This is a genomic window from Streptomyces sp. NPDC048257 (assembly GCF_043201855.1).
GTDB lineage: Bacteria > Actinomycetota > Actinomycetes > Streptomycetales > Streptomycetaceae > Streptomyces.
The window spans coordinates 173529-191856 of the sequence record NZ_JBICZI010000002.1; the positions used below are offsets into that span (position 1 = coordinate 173529).

The window sequence follows — 18328 nt, forward strand, 5'->3', positions numbered from 1 at the left end:
CTAAGAAACGGTGATGACGAACTTGCCGATGTTGGCCCGGTTGCGAAGTTGTGTGATCGCCTTCGGGGCGTCCTCGAGCGCGAAGACCCCACCCACGGCGGGACGGAACACGCCCGTGTCGATCAGCTCGACGAGGCGGTCCATCAGCGGCCGGAGCCTGGACGGATCACGCGCCAGGGCTCCCACGTTCACGGTGCAGAACGAGCGGCTGCTCATGAACAGGTCCCGGCCGTTGACGGCCAGGTCGAGCACCCCCGCCGCGCCGATCTCGATGAAGCGGCCCCCGGAGCGCAGCAGGGCGAGGCCCCGGCCCACCGCGTCGCCGGAGAGCGAGTCGACGATGAGGTCCAGCCCCTGATCGGGGCTCAGTTCCCGTACGGCGTCGGCGAAGTCCGCCTGCACGTAGTTGATCGGGTACTGGACGCCCAGCGCCCGCAGGTGGTCCAGCTTGGCCTCGGTGCTCGCCGTACCGAAGACGGTCGCTCCGTGGTGCAGCGCCAGCTGCACGCACGCCGTTCCCGTCGCGCCGGCCGCCGCCTGGATCAGCACCCGGTCGCCCGGGTCCACGCGCGCCTCGCGCTCCAGGCAGGCGATGGCGGTGAGACCGCTGATCAGCATGGCCACCGCGTCGGTGAACGAGACTCCGCTGGGCAGCGGGGCCACCGTGTACGCCTCGGTCGTCACGCGGGCCGCGTAACCCCCCTGCAGGGTGAGCGCGATGACCTGGTCGCCGGGCCGGATGTGCTCGACCGCGTCACCCACGGCGTGCACGACACCGGCCACCTCGTGGCCGGGGACGAAGGGCGGCTCGGAGAGGAAGGGATGGAAGCCGGTGGACGCCAGGACGTCGATGAAGTTGACGCCGACGGCGTGCACGTCGATGACCACCTCGCTGGGCGCCGGCTTGCGCACGGGTACGTCCTGCAGGCGCATGTCGAGCCCGGACGGCCCCGCCACGACGGTGTAGCCGCGGACGGTGCTGTGGCGCTCCGCCTCGTCCAGGGTGATCTCCTGGGCGCTCTCCGCCGGCGGCTCGGGCAGCGCGTCGGACCGTCCGTCCGGCCCCTGGGCCTCCGCCGAGCCGAGCAGACCGTCCAGGTACAGCCCGACCGCGTCCACGGTGCGGTGGTTGAACATGAAGGTCGCCGGCAGTTCGAGCCCGAAGTGGGCCCCGATCCTGCGGGTGAGGGAGACGGCGAGCAGCGAGTCGATCCCCAGCCGGTCGAAGCGGACCGAGGTGTCGATCTCGGCCGGCGAGCGGCGCAGCGCCCGGGCCAGTTCCGCCCGGACGAACTCGGCGGCGGAGCCCGCCCCGCCCTCCGCGCCCTTGGTGCCCGCGGTACGGGCCCGCGGGGCCGCCGCCCCGCCGATCCCGCGGTTGAACCGGGCCACCAGTCCGTCCGCGACCTCGTCGCGCACGTCCAGCACCGCCAGTTGCCGGTGCGAGCCGGCCAGGGCCTGCAGGAACGCCTCGGCCCCCGCCTCCGGAGACATCGGGTGCAGCCCCGATTCGAGGAGCCGGCGCTGGTACCGGGGGTCCGCGACCATCCCCAGCTCGGCCCAGGGGCCCCAGTTGATCGACCGCACCGGCGTGCGCCGACTGCGTACGGTGCCGGTCAGCGCGTCGAGCGTGGCGTTGCCGGCCGCGTACGCACCCTGGCCCGGTGTCACGAACAGGCTGGCCAGGGAGGAGAACAGGACGATGAAGTCCAGGTCCTCCGAGGCCACGGCGTCGATCAGGATCCCGGCGCCCTGCTCCTTCGGCGCCATGATCGTGCGCATGCGTTCGGCCGAGGTCGACCCGATCAGCGCGTCGTCGAGGATGCCCGCGGTGTGGATCACGCCGTGCAGGGCGCCGAAACGACGGAGCGTCTCGTCCAGGGCGCGGCGTACGGCGGCCTCGTCGGTGACGTCCGCCTGAAGGTAGAGCAGCCGTCCGCCCGCGGCGTCGACCGCCTCCTCCAGCTGCGGGTCGACCTCCCCCCGGCGGCCGGTGAGCACCACCCGCGCCCCCGCCTCGCGGGCGAGGGTGACCGCGAGGGTGGACCCCAGACCGCCCTGACCGCCCGTGATCCAGTAGACGCCACCGGGCCTCAGCTCCGCCGGGGCCGGGGCGGCCTCCACCGGGGTCAGGGACGGGAGCGTGCGCTCCCCGTGCCGGTAGCGGACACAGAACGCGTCGGGCCGTACCGCGAGTTCCGCCGCGATGTCCCGGGCGAGTTCACGCGTCCGGAGCTCGTCGGCCTCCACCCGCACCGCCCGCCCCGACCAGCTCACGGTCTCCTGCTCGAGCGCGCGCAGCAGCGGGGGCAGTGCGACGTCGCTGCTCACCAGGGCGAGTTCACGACGCGTCGCCGACCCGCTCTGCGCCGCGCTCCGCAACAGCGCGAGGAAGGCCTCGCGCTCCGGCTCCACGACGAGCAGCCGCGCGCCGGCCGGCAGCGCCTCCAGGAACGCCGGACCGTCCTCGTCGCCGGGCAGCGCCGCGACGGAGACGGTGGCGCCGCCCCTGCGCAGCTCCTCCACCAGCGGCGCGCACCGCTCGGCGTCCCCGGTGAGCAGGACGACCTCGCCCGGGCTCCCGGCCGACTCGGCGGGCCGGGGCTGCGGCCTCGCGTCCACCGCGAAGAACCGCATCGAGTGCTGGTTGCGCATCCGCTTGAGCGAAACCCCCGTGAACTCCACGAGGACCTGCCCCTCGGGGCCGAGGACCGTCACGTCACAGTCGAACGTGTCGGCGTCCGCGTCGAGTTCGCCGAGCAGCCGCACATGGGCCAGGGCCGGGCCGGACCACGGCGCGAACACGTCGACCCGGCGGTAGCCGAACCCGACGAAGGTGCCGCTGGCCTCGCCGTCGACGGACAGCCCGGCGATGGACTGCATCGCCCCGTCCGTGACGTCCGCCGGCAGCGGGCGGCCCAGGGTCCGCGGGGACGGCGGCGCGAGGCGGGTGAGCAGCTCCTTGTCGCCCACCCACATCTCGGTCACCATCCGCATGGTGTCCCCGTACGAGAGCCCGGACGCCGCGAGGTGCTCGTACAGCGCGTCGGTCTCGACGCGCCGCGGGCACCGCAGGAGGATCGCGGCCGGGTCGACCGGGTCCGGCGCCGGCCCGGTGGCCGACCAGCCGGCGGAGACGTGCTCCTCCCAGGCGGCGCCGTGCTCGTCCGCGGCCCGGCTCTCGACCGACAGGAACGGCTCGTCGCCCGCGCGCACCCGCCGGGAGACCCGTACGTGCCGGGACTCGCCCTCGGCGACCGCCAGGGAGTTCGTCACCAGGACGTCGCTGAGCCCGTACCCGCCCACCCGGTCCGGGTTGAGCTCCCGCAGCGCGGCGTCGAGCATCCAGGCGGCGGGCGCGATGGCCCGCTCCTGCACCCGGTGGTCACGGATGACCGGCAGCGAGCCGGTGACCAGGATCCCCTCCGAGCGCGGACCCGCGGGCTCGACCCAGTGCTCCTGCCGCTGCCAGGGGTACGAGGGCAACCGCGTGCCGGCGCGCGGCCGGCCGCCGTGGAAGGTGGTCCAGTCGACCTCGCACCCGGCCTCGAACAGCGCGGCGACCGACTCGTAGGGGGCCCGGTCGTCCATGCGCCGCATCGCCGGTACGGCGGCGACCTCCCGGTCCTCGTCCTCCAGGCACTCGGCCACCGACACCGACAGCAGGGGGTGCGGGCTCATCTCCAGGAAGACGCGGTGACCGGCCAGCCCGGCCCCGCGGACCGCGTCGGCGAACAGCACCGGCTCGCGCAGGTTGCGCCACCAGTACTCGGCGTCCAGCGAGCCGGTGTCGAAGCGCTCCCCGGTGAGGGAGGAGTGGAAGGCGATCGTCGCGGCCCGCGGCGACAGTCCCGCGAGCTCGCAGACCAGGTCCTCGCGGAGGTCCTCCAGCAGCGCGCAGTGCGAGGCCACGTCCACCTTGACGCGCCGGCTGAAGACGCCCTTGCCGTCCATGGCGGCGACGAACTCGTCGACGGCCGCGGTCTCCCCGGACACGATGGTCGTGCTCGGACCGTTGTGCGCGGCGAGCGACAGCCGCTCCCCGTACGGCTCCAGGGCCTTGCGCACGTCCGACACGGGGAGGGAGACCAGCGCCATGGCGCCCTGCCCCCGGTGCCGCATCATCAGCGCGCTGCGGCGGCAGATGATCCGCGCCGCGTCCTCCAGGCGCAGCGCGCCCGAGACGTGGGCCGCCGCGACCTCTCCCATGCTGTGCCCGATGACACCGGCGGGGCGGACGCCCCAGGACCTGAAGAGCGCCGCCAGGCCGACCTGCATCGCGAAGACCGCGGGCTGGACGACATCGATCCGCTCCAGCAGCGGAGCGGCGTCCTCCTGGGTCAGGACCTCGCGCAGCGACCAGTCGACGTACGGTGCGAACGCCTGCTCGCAGCGCGAGACGGCGAGGTCGAAGGCGGGCTCCGACTCGATCAGGGCCCGGCCCATCCCGATCCACTGGGCACCCTGCCCGGGGAACACGAAGACGACGCCCGCCTCGTCCGCCACGTGCCGCTCGGCGGTGAACGGCTCCCGCAGGCGCGCGAGGAGCTCGTCCTTGTCCTTGAAGGCGAAGGCGGCGCGGACGTCCCGCCCGCGGGGGCCGCCCCGGCCCCGGACCTGCGTCGCCGCGGCCGCGCCGCGGACCACCTCGTCGCCGCTCAGCCCGTCGGCCCACGCCGCGTACTCCGTGACCTGTGCCTGCAGGGCCGTCCCGGTGCCGGCGGACAGGGCCAGCAGCTGCACGGGGTGCTGCGCGAGCACGGCCTCGGGCGCCTCGGGCGCGGGGCCGAGGACCGCGTGCGCATTGGTGCCTCCGAAGCCGAAGGAGCTCACCCCGACCACGCCGACCTCTTCGGGGGACTCCCAGCGCCGCAGCGAGGACTGCACGCGCAGCCCGAGTCCGTCGAAGTCGATGTCCGGGTGGGGCTCTTCGCAGTGCAGGGACGCCGGCAGGGCGTTGCGCTCGAAGCACAGGGCGAGCTTGATCAGGCCGGCGATGCCGGCAGCCGCCTCCAGGTGCCCGACGTTCGACTTCACCGAACCGATGGCGCACGGCCGGTCGGCGGCGCGCCCCCGGCCCAGCACGCTGCCCAGCGCGGTCGCCTCGATCTGGTCGCCGATCGCCGTGCCGGTGCCGTGGGCCTCGACGTAGCCGACCTCCCACGGTTCGACGCCCGCCTGGGTGAGCGCCCGGCGCACGACCTCCTCCTGCGACTGACGGCTCGGCGCCAGCAGGCCGTTGGTCCGTCCGTCGGAGGTCACCGCCGAACCCCGGATCACCGCGGAGACGCGGTCGCCGTCGCGCAGTGCCTCGCTCAGCGGCTTGAGGACGACCACGCCGGCGCCCTCGCTGCGCACGTAGCCGTCGGCCTGCGCGGAGAAGGCCTTGCAGCGCCCGTCGGGTGCCATGACGCCGGAGTTGTCGAACGCCTCGGTGATCGCCGGGGTGAGGATCACGTTGACCCCGCCGACGATGGCGACGCCGCACTCGCCGCGCCGGATCGCGTCGCACGCGAGGTGGACGGCGACGAGGGACGAGGAGCAGGCCGTGTCGACGGCCAGGCTCGGTCCGCGCAGGTCGAGCAGGTAGGAGAGCCGGTTGGCGGCGACGCTGGAAGCCCCGCCAAGCAGGGAGTAGGCGTCCGCCGAGGGCGAGTTCGCCAGTACGTCGCGGTAGTCCGAGCTGGAGATGCCGATGAAGACGCCGGTGGCGGAACCGGCCAGGCCGTACGGATCGATGCCCGCGTCCTCGACGGCCTCCCAGGCGACCTCCAGCATGAGCCGCTGCTGCGGGTCGAGCTTGGCGGCCTCGTGCTCGCTGATGCCGAAGAAGTCGAGGTCCAGGCCGCCGACTCCGGTCAGGAAGCCGCCGAGGCCGGCGCGGTCCGTGCCGCTGTTGCCGCCGCCCCAGCGGGCGAACCGGTCGTCGGGCACCCGCCCGATGGCGTCCCCGCCCCGTTCCAGCAGCTCCCAGAAGGCCTCCGGCCCGTCGGCTCCGGGGAACCTGCACCCCATGCCGATGATCGCGACCGGTTCGTCGTGGGACGGCCCGGTGGCCGCGCGGCGCGGCGCGGCGATCGCGCCCCGGCCCGGCTGCCTGCCCTGGAGGTGGTCCAGGATCTCCCGGAGCGTCGGGTATTCGTACGCGACCGTCGGTGAGACCTTCCGGTCCAGGAGCGCGCCGAGTTCGCCGGCGAGGGCGACCGCGTCGATCGAGGAAAGGCCGTAGGCGGCCAGCGGTTCGTGGATCGAGATGTCGTCGCCCGAACCGAGGCGGGCCAGCTCGGCCACGCGTCGGCGCAGCCAGGTTTCCAGCTCTGTGTCCAACATGTGCTCCCCCTGTGTTCTGCTGTGGTTCGAGTTCAGCGCTGCGCGTTCCAAGGAGACCGGCCGGCCAGGTACTCCTTCCGGGTCTCCCCGCGCTGCAGCTTTCCGCTCGACGTCTTGGGCAGGGTTCCGGCGGGCAGCAGGACCACGTCCCGTGCGGTCAGCCGGTGCTCCTGGGCCACCGCGTGCCGTACGGCGTTGGCCACGGCTTCCAGCTCCGCGCGGTCCTTGCCGTCGGCGGCGCCCGGGCGCAGTTCGGCCGCGACCACCAGGCTCTCCTCGCCGTCCGTGGTCAGGCCGAAGGCGGCCACGCAGCCGGGGCGGATCGAGGGGTGCGCGCTCTCGGAGGTCCGCTCGATGTCGTGGGGATAGTGGTTGCGTCCGCCGACGATGATGACGTCCTTGATGCGGCCGCAGACGAACAGGCCGTCCTCGCTCTGGAAGCCCAGGTCTCCCGTGCGCATGTACGGACCCTGTCCGGTGTCGCTCAGCGTGGCCTCGAAGGCTTCCCGGCTGAGGTCGGGGCGCTGCCAGTAGCCGACCGCGACGCTCTCGCCCGCGACCCAGATCTCGCCGACCTCGCCCGGGGCGCAGCGGGTGTGCTTCTGCGGGTCGACGACGGCGACGTCCAGGGTCCGGCTGATGCCACAGCTGACGAGGACGCGCGCGGCGGGGCTGTCCTGCGGTACGGCCCGTGCGACACCGGCTTCGAGCTCGTTCTCGTCGAAGGACCGGAATATCCAGGGCTGTTCGGTCGGGGCGCCGCTCACCAGCAGGGTGCTCTCGGCGAGCCCATAGACCGGAATGATGGTTTCCGGGCGGAATCCGGTGGAGGCGAAGGCCGCGGCGAAACGCTTCATCGAGTCCGCGCGAACGGGCTCGGCGCCATTGGTCGCAATGGTCCAGGACGACAGGTCCAGCGAAGCGCGTTCCTCGTCGGTCACCTTTCGCGTGCACAGATCGAACGCGAAGTTGGGCGCCGCCGAAAGGGTGCCGCGGTACTTCGAGAGGGCACGCAGCCACCGCACGGGCTTCTGCAGGAACGCCACGGTGGGCATCGAAACGGACTGGATCCCCAGCATGGCCGGGGCGACGATCATCGAGATCAGTCCCATGTCGTGATAGGGCGGCAGCCATCCCACGACGACCGTCGATTCGTCGAGGTCGAGCGATATCCGGATGAGGTCGGTGTTGTGGGCGAGGTTCCGGTGGGTGACCATCACGCCCTTCGGCTGACCGGTCGATCCGGAGGTGTACTGGAGGAACGCGAGGGAATCCGGATCGGGGGAGGGCACGGAATATCCCGCTCCACTCGCGTCGGGAATCGTGTCGACCGCTATCCAGGCCGTTGCGTCGAGCTCCGGAATCGCGCGTGCCGACGTCTCGATGGCCGCCTGTATGCCGGAGGTGGTCAAAATGGCCGCGGGCTGGGCGTCCTCGGCGATGCCGGCCAGCCGGAGCAGCCCCCGCGCGCGCTGCCCGGGGTGCGGCAGGTACGCGGGCACCGCGACGACGCCCGCGTACAGGCAGCCGAAGTACGCGACCACGAAGTCCTGGCCGGGCATGAACAGCAGCAGCGCCCGGGAACCCGGCTCCACCTGCGCGCGCAGGGTCGCGGCGACGGCCCGCGCCCGGGTGTCGAGCATCGAGAAGGTGAGGGAGGGTTCGGCCTCCTCGCCCTCGGGGAGGAAGGTGAACAGATCGTTGTCGGGTATGCGCTCAGCGTGTGCGCGCAGGGCGTCGACCACGGTTGCGAAGCGGACTCCGTCCAGGGCAGTGGGCGACAGCGAAAATGATTCGTCAAGCATTCTCAGCCTCATTCAGAGCCGATCTGGTGTTCGCACCGGGTGCGGCCGGCAGGCACATGGCGAAGGCGGCGCGCGGCTCTACGAGCGCGCTCCGCGCGAGATACCCCTTCAAGGGGAGGGCGGAGCCGCCGGGCTCACGGCGACAGCGGTCTGTGCGGGGCCACGGATCTGCGGACAGGGATGTGCGCTGATCTCCGGGGCGAATGACCCAAGGTCACGCAGCCGGTGTCAATCGCATCCTGATCCGCAAACATCAACCTTGTCTTCCGGTGAGTTTCGATCCGTAGCACAGCGCGGACGCGCGGAAGGATTGGCTCATTCCGCATAGGTCCGGTCGTTCTGCGAGCGCGTTCCATATTCGTGCGGCGTACAGCACGGAAAACAGCCGAAGCTGGAAGAGGGGTACTGGGCAGTACTGGTCCAAACCTTAGGTCGGGTCCTGTGATTCGGTCAACTCATATTCAATGGCCGGAAGTTGCCTTCGAATTCGAGGAGGTGAGGGTATTTTCGGCCAACCTCCGACGGCCGCAGACGATCGTGGACGGCGGCCGGGTCGAGGTGCCGTGGCTCCGAACGGGGAGGACGGTATCGACGCCTGGTGACCGCAGATGATGCTTGCTGAGCGAAATTGATCGTTTCATTGGCTGATATCGCGCCAATCCGGCGGGTTATCTGCTCGATGCTGCGAAGGGTCTGCGAGTCGCCCCCACGGCCGGCGCGGCCGCCGCCACCATCCGCGACCTGCACGGACACCGATCCGGCCGTTCTTCCACGCCGTTCCCGGCAGTGCGCCGGATTTAGTCTGATCTGGGCCGGTCGGGTGCTTGACGGGTCCGAAGGGATTGCGTGCGGCGCGAACGGGCACCTCCTGAGCATGGCCTTCGAACATCCTGCGGAGAAGAGTGGCCAGGGGCGGCTCGGCCCTTTCGAGAAGCTGGCCGAGCTGGCATCGAACTTCACCAGTTCCGCCTCCTTCTCCCTGTTCTGTGCGCTGCTGGTGGCTGGCTTCATCGCGGTCCACCTGGCCCACCTCGACACGAGCTGGCAACACCTGGTCGGCGACGCGATGGGCGCGGTCGCCCTGCTCCTGCTGGCCCTGCTGAAGAACTCCGAGCGCCGGGCCGAGCACGCGATCCAGCTCAAGCTCGACGCCATCGCCGCCGCCCTGCTGGAGCAGTACGAGGGCGAGCCGGGCCGCGCGCACCAGGACCTGGCCAAGGCCATCGGCATCGAAGACACCGAGTAGCGGTTCGCCCGTGGGCCGAGCGGCCGCCCGTAAGGGACGCTTTCGAGTGACGCGCCGCGCGGCTTCGGCCGTGGGCGTTCCGATCTCCCCGACCATCTCAGGCGGCCGGTCATGTTCCGGCCACGGGCCGCCGACCAGGCCCGGCACCGCGCACGCGCGGCTCCGGGCCGCCGCTGGGAGATCACTTGTACGTCCTGCTCGTGGCGAGCGCGTTCAACAGCCTCACGCAGCGAGTCCACGCCGAACTGCGCGACCACGGCCACCGCGTCGCGGTCGAACTCGCCCTGCCCGGAGCCCGCCTGGCCGACGCCGTACGCGGCCACCGCCCCGACCTCGTGATCGCCCCGATGCTGCGCACCGCCATCCCCGAGGAGGTGTGGTCCGCCCACACCTGTCTGATCGTCCACCCGGGACCCGTCGGCGACCGCGGCCCCTCCTCCCTCGATCGGGCCATCCAGGACGGCGAACCCCGTTGGGGGGTGACGGTCCTGCAGGCCAACGCCGAGATGGACGCCGGCGACGTCTGGGCCTGCGCCCCGTGCCCGGTACCGCCGGTCGGCAAGAGCGACCTCTACCGGGGCGAGATCGCCGACGCCGCGCTGGAGGCCGTCCTGCTCGCGGTGGAACGGTTCGCCTCCGGTAGGTACACCCCCCGGCCGCAGACCGGCGGCCGGGCCCGGCCCCTCCTGCGCCAGGAGGAGCGCCGGATCGACTGGGAGCGCGACGCCACCGAGGACGTGCTGCGCACGCTGCGCGCCGCCGACTCGCAGCCCGGCGTACGCGACGACCTGCTCGGCGGCGAGTGGTACCTGCACGGCGGGCACCGCGAGGAGCACCTGCGCGGACGCCCCGGCGAGCTGCTGGCCACCCGGGCCGGGGCCGTCTGCCGGGCCACGGCCGACGGCGCCGTCTGGATCCCGGAACTGCGCGCCCGCCGCGGGCCGGGAGGGGCGCCCGCCCCCAAGCTCCCCGCCACGCTCGCGCTCGCGGACCGGCTGCCCCCGCTTCCCGGCCTCCCCGTGCCCCGGCACGCCGGCCCCCACCGGCCCACCTGGTCCGACATCGGCTACCACGAGGAGGGGCATGCCGGCTTCCTGTCGTTCTCCTTCCCCGGCGGCGCGATGAGCACCGAACACTGCCGCCGCCTGCTGGACGCCTACCGGAGCGCCCGGAACCGCCCCACCACCGTCCTGGTCCTCGGCGGCGGCCGCGACTTCTTCTCCAACGGCATCCACCTGGGTGTCATCGAGGCCGCGGCCGACCCGGCCGAGGAGTCCTGGGCCAACATCAACGCCATGAACGACCTGGTCGAGGCGGTGCTGACCACCACCGACCGCCTGGTGGTCAGCGCACTGGGCGGCAACGCCGCCGCCGGAGGGGCCATGCTCGCCCTCGCCGCCGACGAGGTCTGGTGCCGCTCGGGCGTCGTCCTGAACCCGCACTACCGCCTGATGGGGCTGCACGGCTCCGAGTACTGGACGTACACCCTCCCGCGCCGCGTCGGCCCCGTCCTCGCGGACCGCCTCACCACCGAGGCCCTCCCGCTGAGCGCCACCGCCGCGCACGGGCTCGGACTGGTCGACCGTACGGTGCCCTGCGCGCCCGGGGACTTCGCCCACGAGACGGAGCGCCTCGCGGTCCGCCTCGCCGCCCTGCCCGCCACCGCCTCCCGGATCGCCGGGAAGAAGGCGGCGCGCGAACGCGACGAGGCGGTCCGGCCGCTGGCCGCCCACCGCGAGGCCGAGCTGGCCCTGATGCGGCGGACCTTCTTCGACCCGGACGCCCCCTACCACGCACTGCGCCGCGCCTTCGTCCGCAAGGAGCGCCCGGCCGCCACCCCGCCCCATCTGAGCGGGTCGGCCGGCAGAGCGCGCGGTGTCACTGGACTGGCCGCACCTGACGCGGCGCCCGGGCCTGACTGCTGTTAGCAAGAAAGGTGTGGGCGAGGCAGGCCGCCTCCCCGCACCCCTTCCCGATCCCCTCCCCGAGGAGCCGTCCCATGGCCACAGCGACGCAGGACCCGGTCGAGGACCCGCTGATCCACATCCTCTGGATCAACGCGGGCCTGAGCTGCGACGGCGACTCAGTGTCCTTGACGGCGGCGATGCAGCCGAGCATCGAGGAGATCGTGACCGGCGTCCTGCCCGGTCTGCCCAAGATCGCCGTGCACTGGCCGCTGATCGACTTCGAATGCGGCCCGGTCGGCGGCGCCGACACCTTCATCGAGTGGTTCTTCAAGGGCGAGCGGGGCGAGATCGACCCCTTCGTCCTGGTGGTCGAGGGATCGATCCCCAACGAGAAGATCAAGCCCGAGGGCTACTGGTGCGGCTTCGGCGACGACCCGGAGACCGGTCAGCCCATCACCACCAGCGAGTGGATCGACCGCCTCGCCCCCAAGGCCCTCGCGGTCGTGGCCATCGGCACCTGCGCCACGTACGGCGGTATCCACGCGATGGAGGGCAACCCGACGGGCGCCATGGGCGTGCCCGACTACCTCGGCTGGGACTGGACCTCGAAGGCCGGCATCCCCATCGTGTGCGTGCCGGGCTGCCCGATCCAGCCCGACAACTTCTCGGAGACCCTGACTTACCTGCTCTACCAGGCGGCCGGCTCCGCCCCGATGATCCCCCTCGACGACAAGCTGCGCCCGACCTGGCTCTTCGGAGCCACCGTCCACGAGGGCTGCGACCGCGCCGGCTACTACGAGCAGGGCCAGTTCGCCGAGACCTACGACTCCCCGAAATGCCTGGTCAAGCTCGGCTGCTGGGGTCCGGTCGTCAAGTGCAACGTGCCCAAGCGCGGCTGGATGAACGGCATCGGCGGCTGCCCCAACGTCGGCGGCATCTGCATCGCCTGCACGATGCCGGGCTTCCCCGACAAGTTCATGCCGTTCATGGACGAACCCCCCGGCGCCAAGGTCTCCACGCGGGCGAGCGGCGCGTACGGCGCGCTGATCCGCAGGCTCCGATCGGTCACCGCCCACACCGTGGACGAGGAACCGAAGTGGAGGCAGAGCGGCCGGAGCCTGACCACGGGCTACCGCCCGCCCTGGTGACGCGTCCTCCGGAAGAACCCCCCAACTCCAGTTCCCGCACCGAAGAAGGGTCACGGCAGAAACGATGACACCGAAGACGAAGGCGGCCGGTGACGGCAGCGGCCTGGTGGAGATGGCCTGGGATCCGATCACCCGGATCGTGGGCAGTCTCGGCATCCACACGAAGATCGACTTCAAGCAGAAGCGGGTCGCGGAGTGCTACAGCACCTCGTCGGTCTTCCGCGGCTACAGCGTCTTCATGCGCGGCAAGGACCCCCGCGACGCGCACTTCATCACCAGCCGCATCTGCGGCATCTGCGGCGACAACCACGCGACCTGCTCGGTGTACGCGCAGAACATGGCCTACGGGGTGAAGCCGCCCCACCTCGCCGAGTGGATCATCAACCTCGGCGAGTCCGCGGAGTACATGTTCGACCACAACATCTTCCAGGAGAACCTGGTCGGGGTGGACTACTGCGAGAAGATGGTCCGCGAGACCAACCCGGGCGTCCTGGAGCTCGCCGAGCGCACACCGTCCCCGCACGCCGGGGAACACGGGTACAAGACGATCGCCGACATCATGCGCTCGCTCAACCCCATCGAGGGCGAGTTCTACCGCGAGGCGCTCCAGGTCTCCCGCTACACCCGGGAGATGTTCTGCCTGATGGAGGGGCGCCACGTGCACCCCTCCACCCTCTACCCGGGCGGCGTCGGCACCATCGCCTCCGTCCAGCTCTTCACGGACTACATGAGCCGCCTCATGCGGTACTGCGAGTTCATGAAGAAGGTCGTCCCGCTCCACGACGACCTGTTCGACTTCTTCTACGAGGCCCTGCCCGGGTACGAGGAGGTCGGCCGCCGGCGCGTCCTCCTCGGCTGCTGGGGCGCCCTCAACGACCCCGAGTACTGCGACTTCACGTACGCCAACATGACCGACTGGGGACGGAAGATGTTCGTCACCCCGGGCGTGGTGGTGGACGGCAAGCTGGTCACCAACGACCTCACCGAGATCAACCTCGGCATCCGCATCCTGCTCGGCAGCTCGTACTACGACGACTGGGAGGGGCAGGAGCAGTTCGTCACCCACGACCCGCTCGGCAACCCGGTCGACCCGCGCCACCCGTGGAACCAGCACACCATCCCGGCCCCGCAGAAGCGGAACTTCGACGACAAGTACAGCTGGGTCATGTCGCCCCGCTGGTTCGACGGCAAGGACCACCTGGCCCTGGACACCGGCGGCGGCCCCATCGCCCGCCTGTGGTCCACCGCCCTGTCCGGCCTGGTCCACACCGACTACGTGCAGGCCACCGGTCACAGCGTCGTGATCACCCTGCCGCGCACGATGACCAAGCCCGAGACCCGCTTCGAGTGGAAGATCCCGAAGTGGAGCAACGCGCTGGAACGCAACCGCGCGCGCACCTACTTCCAGGCCTACGCGGCCGCCATCGCCCTGCACTGCGCCGAGAAGGGCCTCGCCGAGGTCCGCGCCGGACGCACCCAGACCTGGGAGAAGTTCGAGGTCCCGGACGAGGGCCTCGGCGTCGGTTTCACCGAGGCGGTGCGCGGCGTGCTCTCGCACCACATGGTCATCCGCGACGGGAAGATCGCCAACTACCACCCGTATCCGCCGACCCCGTGGAACGCCAGCACCCGCGACACCTTCGGCACGCCCGGCCCCTACGAGGACGCCGTGCAGAACACCCCGATCTTCGAGGAGAACACCCCGGAGAACTTCAAGGGCATCGACATCATGCGCGCGGTCCGCAGCTTCGACCCCTGCCTGCCCTGCGGCGTCCACATGTACGTCGGCGGCGGCAAGACCGTCAAGACGATGCACGTGCCCACCGGCCTGAGCGGACTGGGCGGATGAGGGCGGCGACCGACGGCGCCCAGGCCGGGCGCCGCGTCGAGGAGGTCCTCGACCGGCTCGCCGCCACCGGCGACCGGGCGGCGTGCGCGGCCGCCGAGGAACTGGTGCGCGTCCTCATGGACTTCTACGGCGCCGGGCTCGCCCGGATCGTCGAGAAGGTCGGGGACGGCCCCCTACAGGCGGTCTGCGACGACGAACTCGTGGCGAGCCTGCTCTCCCTGCACGGCCTGCACCCCGAGGACGTGCACACCCGCATCGCCCGCGCCCTGGCCGCCCACGGCGAACCGGTGGAACTGCTCGGCTTCGACGAGAAGACCGGCGTCCTGCGGTTGCGCCCCGCAGCCGCCTCCGCCGGCTGCGGCTGCGGATCCGGCGGCCAGGACACCGCCGGGCGGACGCTCGAGGACAGCCTGGCCTGCTTCGCCCCCGAGGTGACGAGCGTGGAACGGGAGCCCGCCGCGGCCCCGGCACCCGCCCTCCTGCAGATCGGCACCCGGCCCCCGAGCCCGGCGCGGGTGCCGTGAGCGGGCCCGGTCTCCTCCACGACGGCCCGCGCGCCCCGCGCGGGCTGCGCCGGTTCGCGGGCCCGCGCCCGCCCCGGCCCGAGACCTGCGAACTGTGCGGGGTCGTCGTGCCCCGGGAGGCCCACCGCCACCTGGTGCAGACCGAGCAGCGCGCCCTGATCTGCGCCTGCACCGCCTGCGCCCTGCTCTTCGACCGGCCCGGATCGGGCACCGGACGCCTGCGGGCCGTACCGGACCGCTATCTCACCGACCCCGCCCACCGGCTCGACGACGGCGCGTGGGAACTCCTCCAGATCCCGGTCGGCGTCGCGTTCTTCTTCCGCAACGCCGCCCTCGACCGGCTGGTCGCCCTCTATCCGAGCCCGGCCGGAGCTACCGAGAGCGAACTCGATCCCGCGACCTGGCAGACCGTTCTGGGCAGCGGCCGGCTGTCCACGCTCCTCGAACCCGACGTCGAGGCGCTGCTGCTGCGCCGCTCGGAGGGCCGCACCGAGTGCTATCTGGTGCCGATCGACATCTGCTACGAGCTGGTGGGGCGGATGCGGATGCTGTGGCAGGGCTTCGACGGCGGAGCCGAGGCCCGGGCCGCACTGAAGACCTTCTTCGAGCAGGTGGAACGGCGGGCCAGGGCCCTGCCGGAGCCGACGGAGGCGACGAAGACGGCGGAGGACGGGGTCCGATGACGGAATTCGCCTTCACCTGTACCGGGGTGCGCGCCGACGCGTACGCCGCCGGACCCACCCTCGTCTTCCGGTTGCGGATCACCGCAGCCGGGGGCGCCCGGGTGCACGCCGTCGCCCTGCGCTGCCAGATCCGCATCGAACCGGCCCGGCGCGGTTACGGCCCCGCCGAGGCGGAAGGACTGGCGGACCTGTTCGGCGAGCGCTCCCGGTGGGGCAACACCCTCCAGCCCGTCCAGTTCGCCCAGGTCTCCGTCATGGTCCCCAGCTTCACCGGGGAGATCGAGACCGACCTCGTCGTGCCCTGCACGTACGACATGGACATCGCCGCGACCCGGTACTTCGAAGCCCTGGGCGAGGGCGAGGTACCCCTGCTGATGCTGTTCTCCGGCACCGCCTTCACCGGCGACGCCGGCTTCCGCGTCGAGCCGGTGCCCTGGGACCGCGAAGCCGCGTACCGCATGCCCGTGGCCGTATGGCGCGAGATGGTCGAACAGCACTTCCCCGGCTGCGGCTGGCTCCGGCTGCCCCGCGACACCATGGACGAGCTGCTCGCCTTCCGCTCCCGCCACGCCCTCGCCTCGTGGGAGGCGACCGTACGTGCCCTGCTGGACGCGGCCGCCCCGCCGCAGCCGCCCGGCCCCGGACCCGTCCGGCTGGGTGCGATCCTGCCGCGCCTCACCGAGAGGACGGCCCCGTGACCACGACGACCACGGCCGACTCCCGCTTCGCCGCCGCCCGGCAGGTGGCCGACGCCGTCCTCCTCGAGGGGTACGTGCTCTACCCGTACCGGGCCTCGGCCGCCAAGAACCGGCTGCGCTGGCAGTTCGGCGTCCTCGTGCCCCCGGCCTGGGGCCGCGCGCACCAGGAGCACGTCTTCCAGCAGACCGAGATCCTGATGGAACCGCGGGGCACGGCGACCCTCGCCCTGGAGCTGCGCTTCCTGCACGCGCAGCGGCGTACCGTCCAGCAGGCCCTGGACGGCGGCGGTTTCGCCGACGTCGCCGAGCTGCACCTGGCCGACCGGGTCCTCGTGCCCTGGGACGAGGGGGCCGAGGAGCGGGTCGAGGTGAGCGTCCCCGTCGCCGAGCTGGTGGGCGACGACGGCGTCACCTTCCCCTTCCGCCGGCCCGCCCGCGTCGACACCGAGGCCGTCCAGGACACCGACGGGCGCACGGTGGGCCGCCTGGTGCGGCGCACCGAGGAGATCGAGGGCGTGCTGCGCCTGCACGCCACCGAACTCCCCGGCGCCTACCGCGTCTTCAGGCTCCGGGCCGTGGTGGAGAACACCAGCCCGTGGACCCCGCCCCCCGGGACCGGAGCCGTCGACCGCGAAGCCGCCCTGCCCCACTCGCTGGTCGCCGCCCACCTGCTGCTGGGCCTGGACCCCGGATCCTTCCTGTCCATGACCGACCCGCCCGAGTGGGCCAGGGAGGCGGTGGCCGCCTGCGCCAACCGCCACACCTGGCCGGTGCTCGCGGGCGAACCCGGCCGCGCCGACGTGGTCCTGTCCTCCCCGATCATCCTGGAGGACCATCCCGCCATCGCCCCCGAGAGCGCGGGCGCCATGTACGACTCCACCGAGATCGACGAGATCCTCGCCCTGCGCACGGCCGCCCTGACCGAGCAGGAGAAGCGCGAGGCCCGCGGCACGGACGCCCGGGCGGCCGCCGTGATCGACCTCGCCGACTCCATGCCCCCCGAGGTACTGGAACGACTGCACGGCGCCGTACGGGCCCTGCGGGACGTCACCGGCCCGGAGCAGCCGCCGCTGATCGCCGAACTCCCCTCCGAGGACGCGGTGTTCCGGCCCGACACCCCCTGGTGGGACCCGGCCCGGGCGGACACGGCCGACCCGGCCCGCGACCGGATCACGGTCGGCGGAGCCTCGGTGGGCCCCGGCAGCCGCGTTCTGCTGCGCCCCGGGCTGCGGCGCACCGACGCCCAGGACCTGTTCCTCCAGGGCCGCACCGCGCTGGTGGAGGCCGTCCTGCACGACGTCGACGGGGGAGTGCACCTCGCCGTCACCGTCGAGGACGACCCGGGCGCGGACATCCGCCGGGAACAGGGCAGGTTCCTCTACTTCCAGCCCGACGAGGTCACCCCCCTGGAGGACGCGTGAACGACCGGGTCCTGATCGCGGGCATCGGCAACGTCTTCCTCGGCGACGACGGCTTCGGCGTCGAGACCGTACGGGCGCTGGGCGCGCACCCCCTGCCCGACGGCGTCGAGGTGGTGGACTTCGGCGTCCGCGGCGTCCACCTCGCCTACCAGCTCCTCGACGGCTACGACACACTCCTGCTAATCGACGCCGCCGCACGCGGCGGCGAGCCCGGCACGCTCTACCTCATCGAGGCCGACGGGAGCGCGGGCACCGGGCCGCAGGACGGCGACGGGGCACCGCCGCCGCCGGTCCTCGACGGCCATCACATGTCCCCCGACGCCGTCCTCGCACTGCTGGACACCCTGTGCGCGGGGACCGGCGCCACCCCGCCCCGGCGCACGCTCGTCCTCGGCTGCGAACCGGCCGGTGTCGAGGAGGGCATCGGGCTGAGCGCACCCGTGGCCGCCGCCGTGCCGGAGGCCGTACGCATGGCCCTGGACCTGATCCACGGCCGGACCGACGACGAAACCGGCCGGCCCCGCCGCGAACTGAGGAGAACCCCATGAAGAAGGCCGTCATCGGCGGGGCCGTGGCCGCCGCCCTCGCCGCCGTCCTGCTCCAGATCCTCCCCGACCTCCGGCGCTACCTGCGCATGCGCCGGATGTGACACCACCGCCGGCGCGGCCGGTCCGCGGGCGGTCCGCAGGCGCCCGAATGGCGTACGGGGCACACCGC

Annotated in this window: 12 protein-coding genes; 10 read left to right on the top strand and 2 right to left on the bottom strand. The window is 72.4% G+C overall.

Annotated features, from left to right (window positions below):
• Both ACGFZK_RS04820 and ACGFZK_RS04825 read right to left on the bottom strand, forming a co-directional pair.
• Window positions 1-6330 carry an SDR family NAD(P)-dependent oxidoreductase gene (locus ACGFZK_RS04820; protein ID WP_393847406.1) on the bottom strand — a complete coding sequence of 2110 codons (6330 nt, stop codon included), beginning with the start codon at window positions 6328-6330 and terminating at the stop codon, window positions 1-3.
• Between the two features lie 32 nt (window positions 6331-6362).
• Window positions 6363-8135, bottom strand: a complete 1773-nt coding sequence (locus ACGFZK_RS04825; protein WP_393847407.1) for a fatty acyl-AMP ligase — start codon at window positions 8133-8135, stop codon at window positions 6363-6365.
• Window positions 8136-9009: 874 nt separating this feature from the next.
• On the opposite strand from ACGFZK_RS04825, the gene ACGFZK_RS04830 reads away from it, so the two are divergent.
• From ACGFZK_RS04830 to ACGFZK_RS04875, 10 genes are all read left to right on the top strand, one after another.
• Window positions 9010-9381: a low affinity iron permease family protein gene (locus ACGFZK_RS04830; protein WP_393847408.1), complete on the top strand. Its 372-nt coding sequence runs from the start codon at window positions 9010-9012 to the stop codon at window positions 9379-9381.
• A gap of 185 nt (window positions 9382-9566) precedes the next feature.
• Window positions 9567-11309 carry an enoyl-CoA hydratase-related protein gene (locus tag ACGFZK_RS04835; RefSeq protein ID WP_393847409.1) on the top strand — a complete coding sequence of 581 codons (1743 nt, stop codon included), beginning with the start codon at window positions 9567-9569 and terminating at the stop codon, window positions 11307-11309.
• Window positions 11310-11380: 71 nt separating this feature from the next.
• Window positions 11381-12436 carry a hydrogenase expression protein HypE gene (locus ACGFZK_RS04840; RefSeq protein ID WP_393847410.1) on the top strand — a complete coding sequence of 352 codons (1056 nt, stop codon included), beginning with the start codon at window positions 11381-11383 and terminating at the stop codon, window positions 12434-12436.
• Between the two features lie 64 nt (window positions 12437-12500).
• Entirely contained in the window at window positions 12501-14285 is a 1785-nt protein-coding gene (locus tag ACGFZK_RS04845; RefSeq protein ID WP_393847411.1) for a nickel-dependent hydrogenase large subunit, read from the top strand.
• On the top strand, window positions 14282-14809 hold the full coding sequence (locus ACGFZK_RS04850; protein WP_393847412.1) for a hypothetical protein: 528 nt from the start codon (window positions 14282-14284) through the stop codon (window positions 14807-14809). The genes ACGFZK_RS04845 and ACGFZK_RS04850 overlap by 4 nt, the downstream gene beginning before the upstream one ends.
• Entirely contained in the window at window positions 14806-15492 is a 687-nt protein-coding gene (locus tag ACGFZK_RS04855; RefSeq protein ID WP_393847413.1) for a DUF5947 family protein, read from the top strand. The genes ACGFZK_RS04850 and ACGFZK_RS04855 overlap by 4 nt, the downstream gene beginning before the upstream one ends.
• Window positions 15489-16190: a DUF6084 family protein gene (locus ACGFZK_RS04860; protein WP_393847414.1), complete on the top strand. Its 702-nt coding sequence runs from the start codon at window positions 15489-15491 to the stop codon at window positions 16188-16190. The genes ACGFZK_RS04855 and ACGFZK_RS04860 overlap by 4 nt, the downstream gene beginning before the upstream one ends.
• Entirely contained in the window at window positions 16187-17611 is a 1425-nt protein-coding gene (locus ACGFZK_RS04865; RefSeq protein ID WP_393847415.1) for a hypothetical protein, read from the top strand. Before ACGFZK_RS04860 ends, ACGFZK_RS04865 begins: the two co-directional genes overlap by 4 nt.
• Entirely contained in the window at window positions 17608-18159 is a 552-nt protein-coding gene (locus ACGFZK_RS04870; RefSeq protein ID WP_393847416.1) for a hydrogenase maturation protease, read from the top strand. Before ACGFZK_RS04865 ends, ACGFZK_RS04870 begins: the two co-directional genes overlap by 4 nt.
• Window positions 18156-18260 carry a DUF6893 family small protein gene (locus ACGFZK_RS04875; RefSeq protein ID WP_393847417.1) on the top strand — a complete coding sequence of 35 codons (105 nt, stop codon included), beginning with the start codon at window positions 18156-18158 and terminating at the stop codon, window positions 18258-18260. The genes ACGFZK_RS04870 and ACGFZK_RS04875 overlap by 4 nt, the downstream gene beginning before the upstream one ends.
• Window positions 18261-18328: the final 68 nt, after the last annotated feature.

Bases quoted from the DNA above. Each gene is read 5' to 3' on its own strand.
- ACGFZK_RS04820 (WP_393847406.1), bottom strand. From the start codon at position 6,330: ATGTTGGACACAGAGCTGGAAACCTGGCTGCGCCGACGCGTGGCCGAG.
- ACGFZK_RS04825 (WP_393847407.1), bottom strand. From the start codon at position 8,135: ATGCTTGACGAATCATTTTCGCTGTCGCCCACTGCCCTGGACGGAGTC.
- ACGFZK_RS04830 (WP_393847408.1), top strand. From the start codon at position 9,010: ATGGCCTTCGAACATCCTGCGGAGAAGAGTGGCCAGGGGCGGCTCGGC.
- ACGFZK_RS04840 (WP_393847410.1), top strand. From the start codon at position 11,381: ATGGCCACAGCGACGCAGGACCCGGTCGAGGACCCGCTGATCCACATC.
- ACGFZK_RS04845 (WP_393847411.1), top strand. From the start codon at position 12,501: ATGACACCGAAGACGAAGGCGGCCGGTGACGGCAGCGGCCTGGTGGAG.
- ACGFZK_RS04850 (WP_393847412.1), top strand. From the start codon at position 14,282: ATGAGGGCGGCGACCGACGGCGCCCAGGCCGGGCGCCGCGTCGAGGAG.
- ACGFZK_RS04860 (WP_393847414.1), top strand. From the start codon at position 15,489: ATGACGGAATTCGCCTTCACCTGTACCGGGGTGCGCGCCGACGCGTAC.
- ACGFZK_RS04875 (WP_393847417.1), top strand. From the start codon at position 18,156: ATGAAGAAGGCCGTCATCGGCGGGGCCGTGGCCGCCGCCCTCGCCGCC.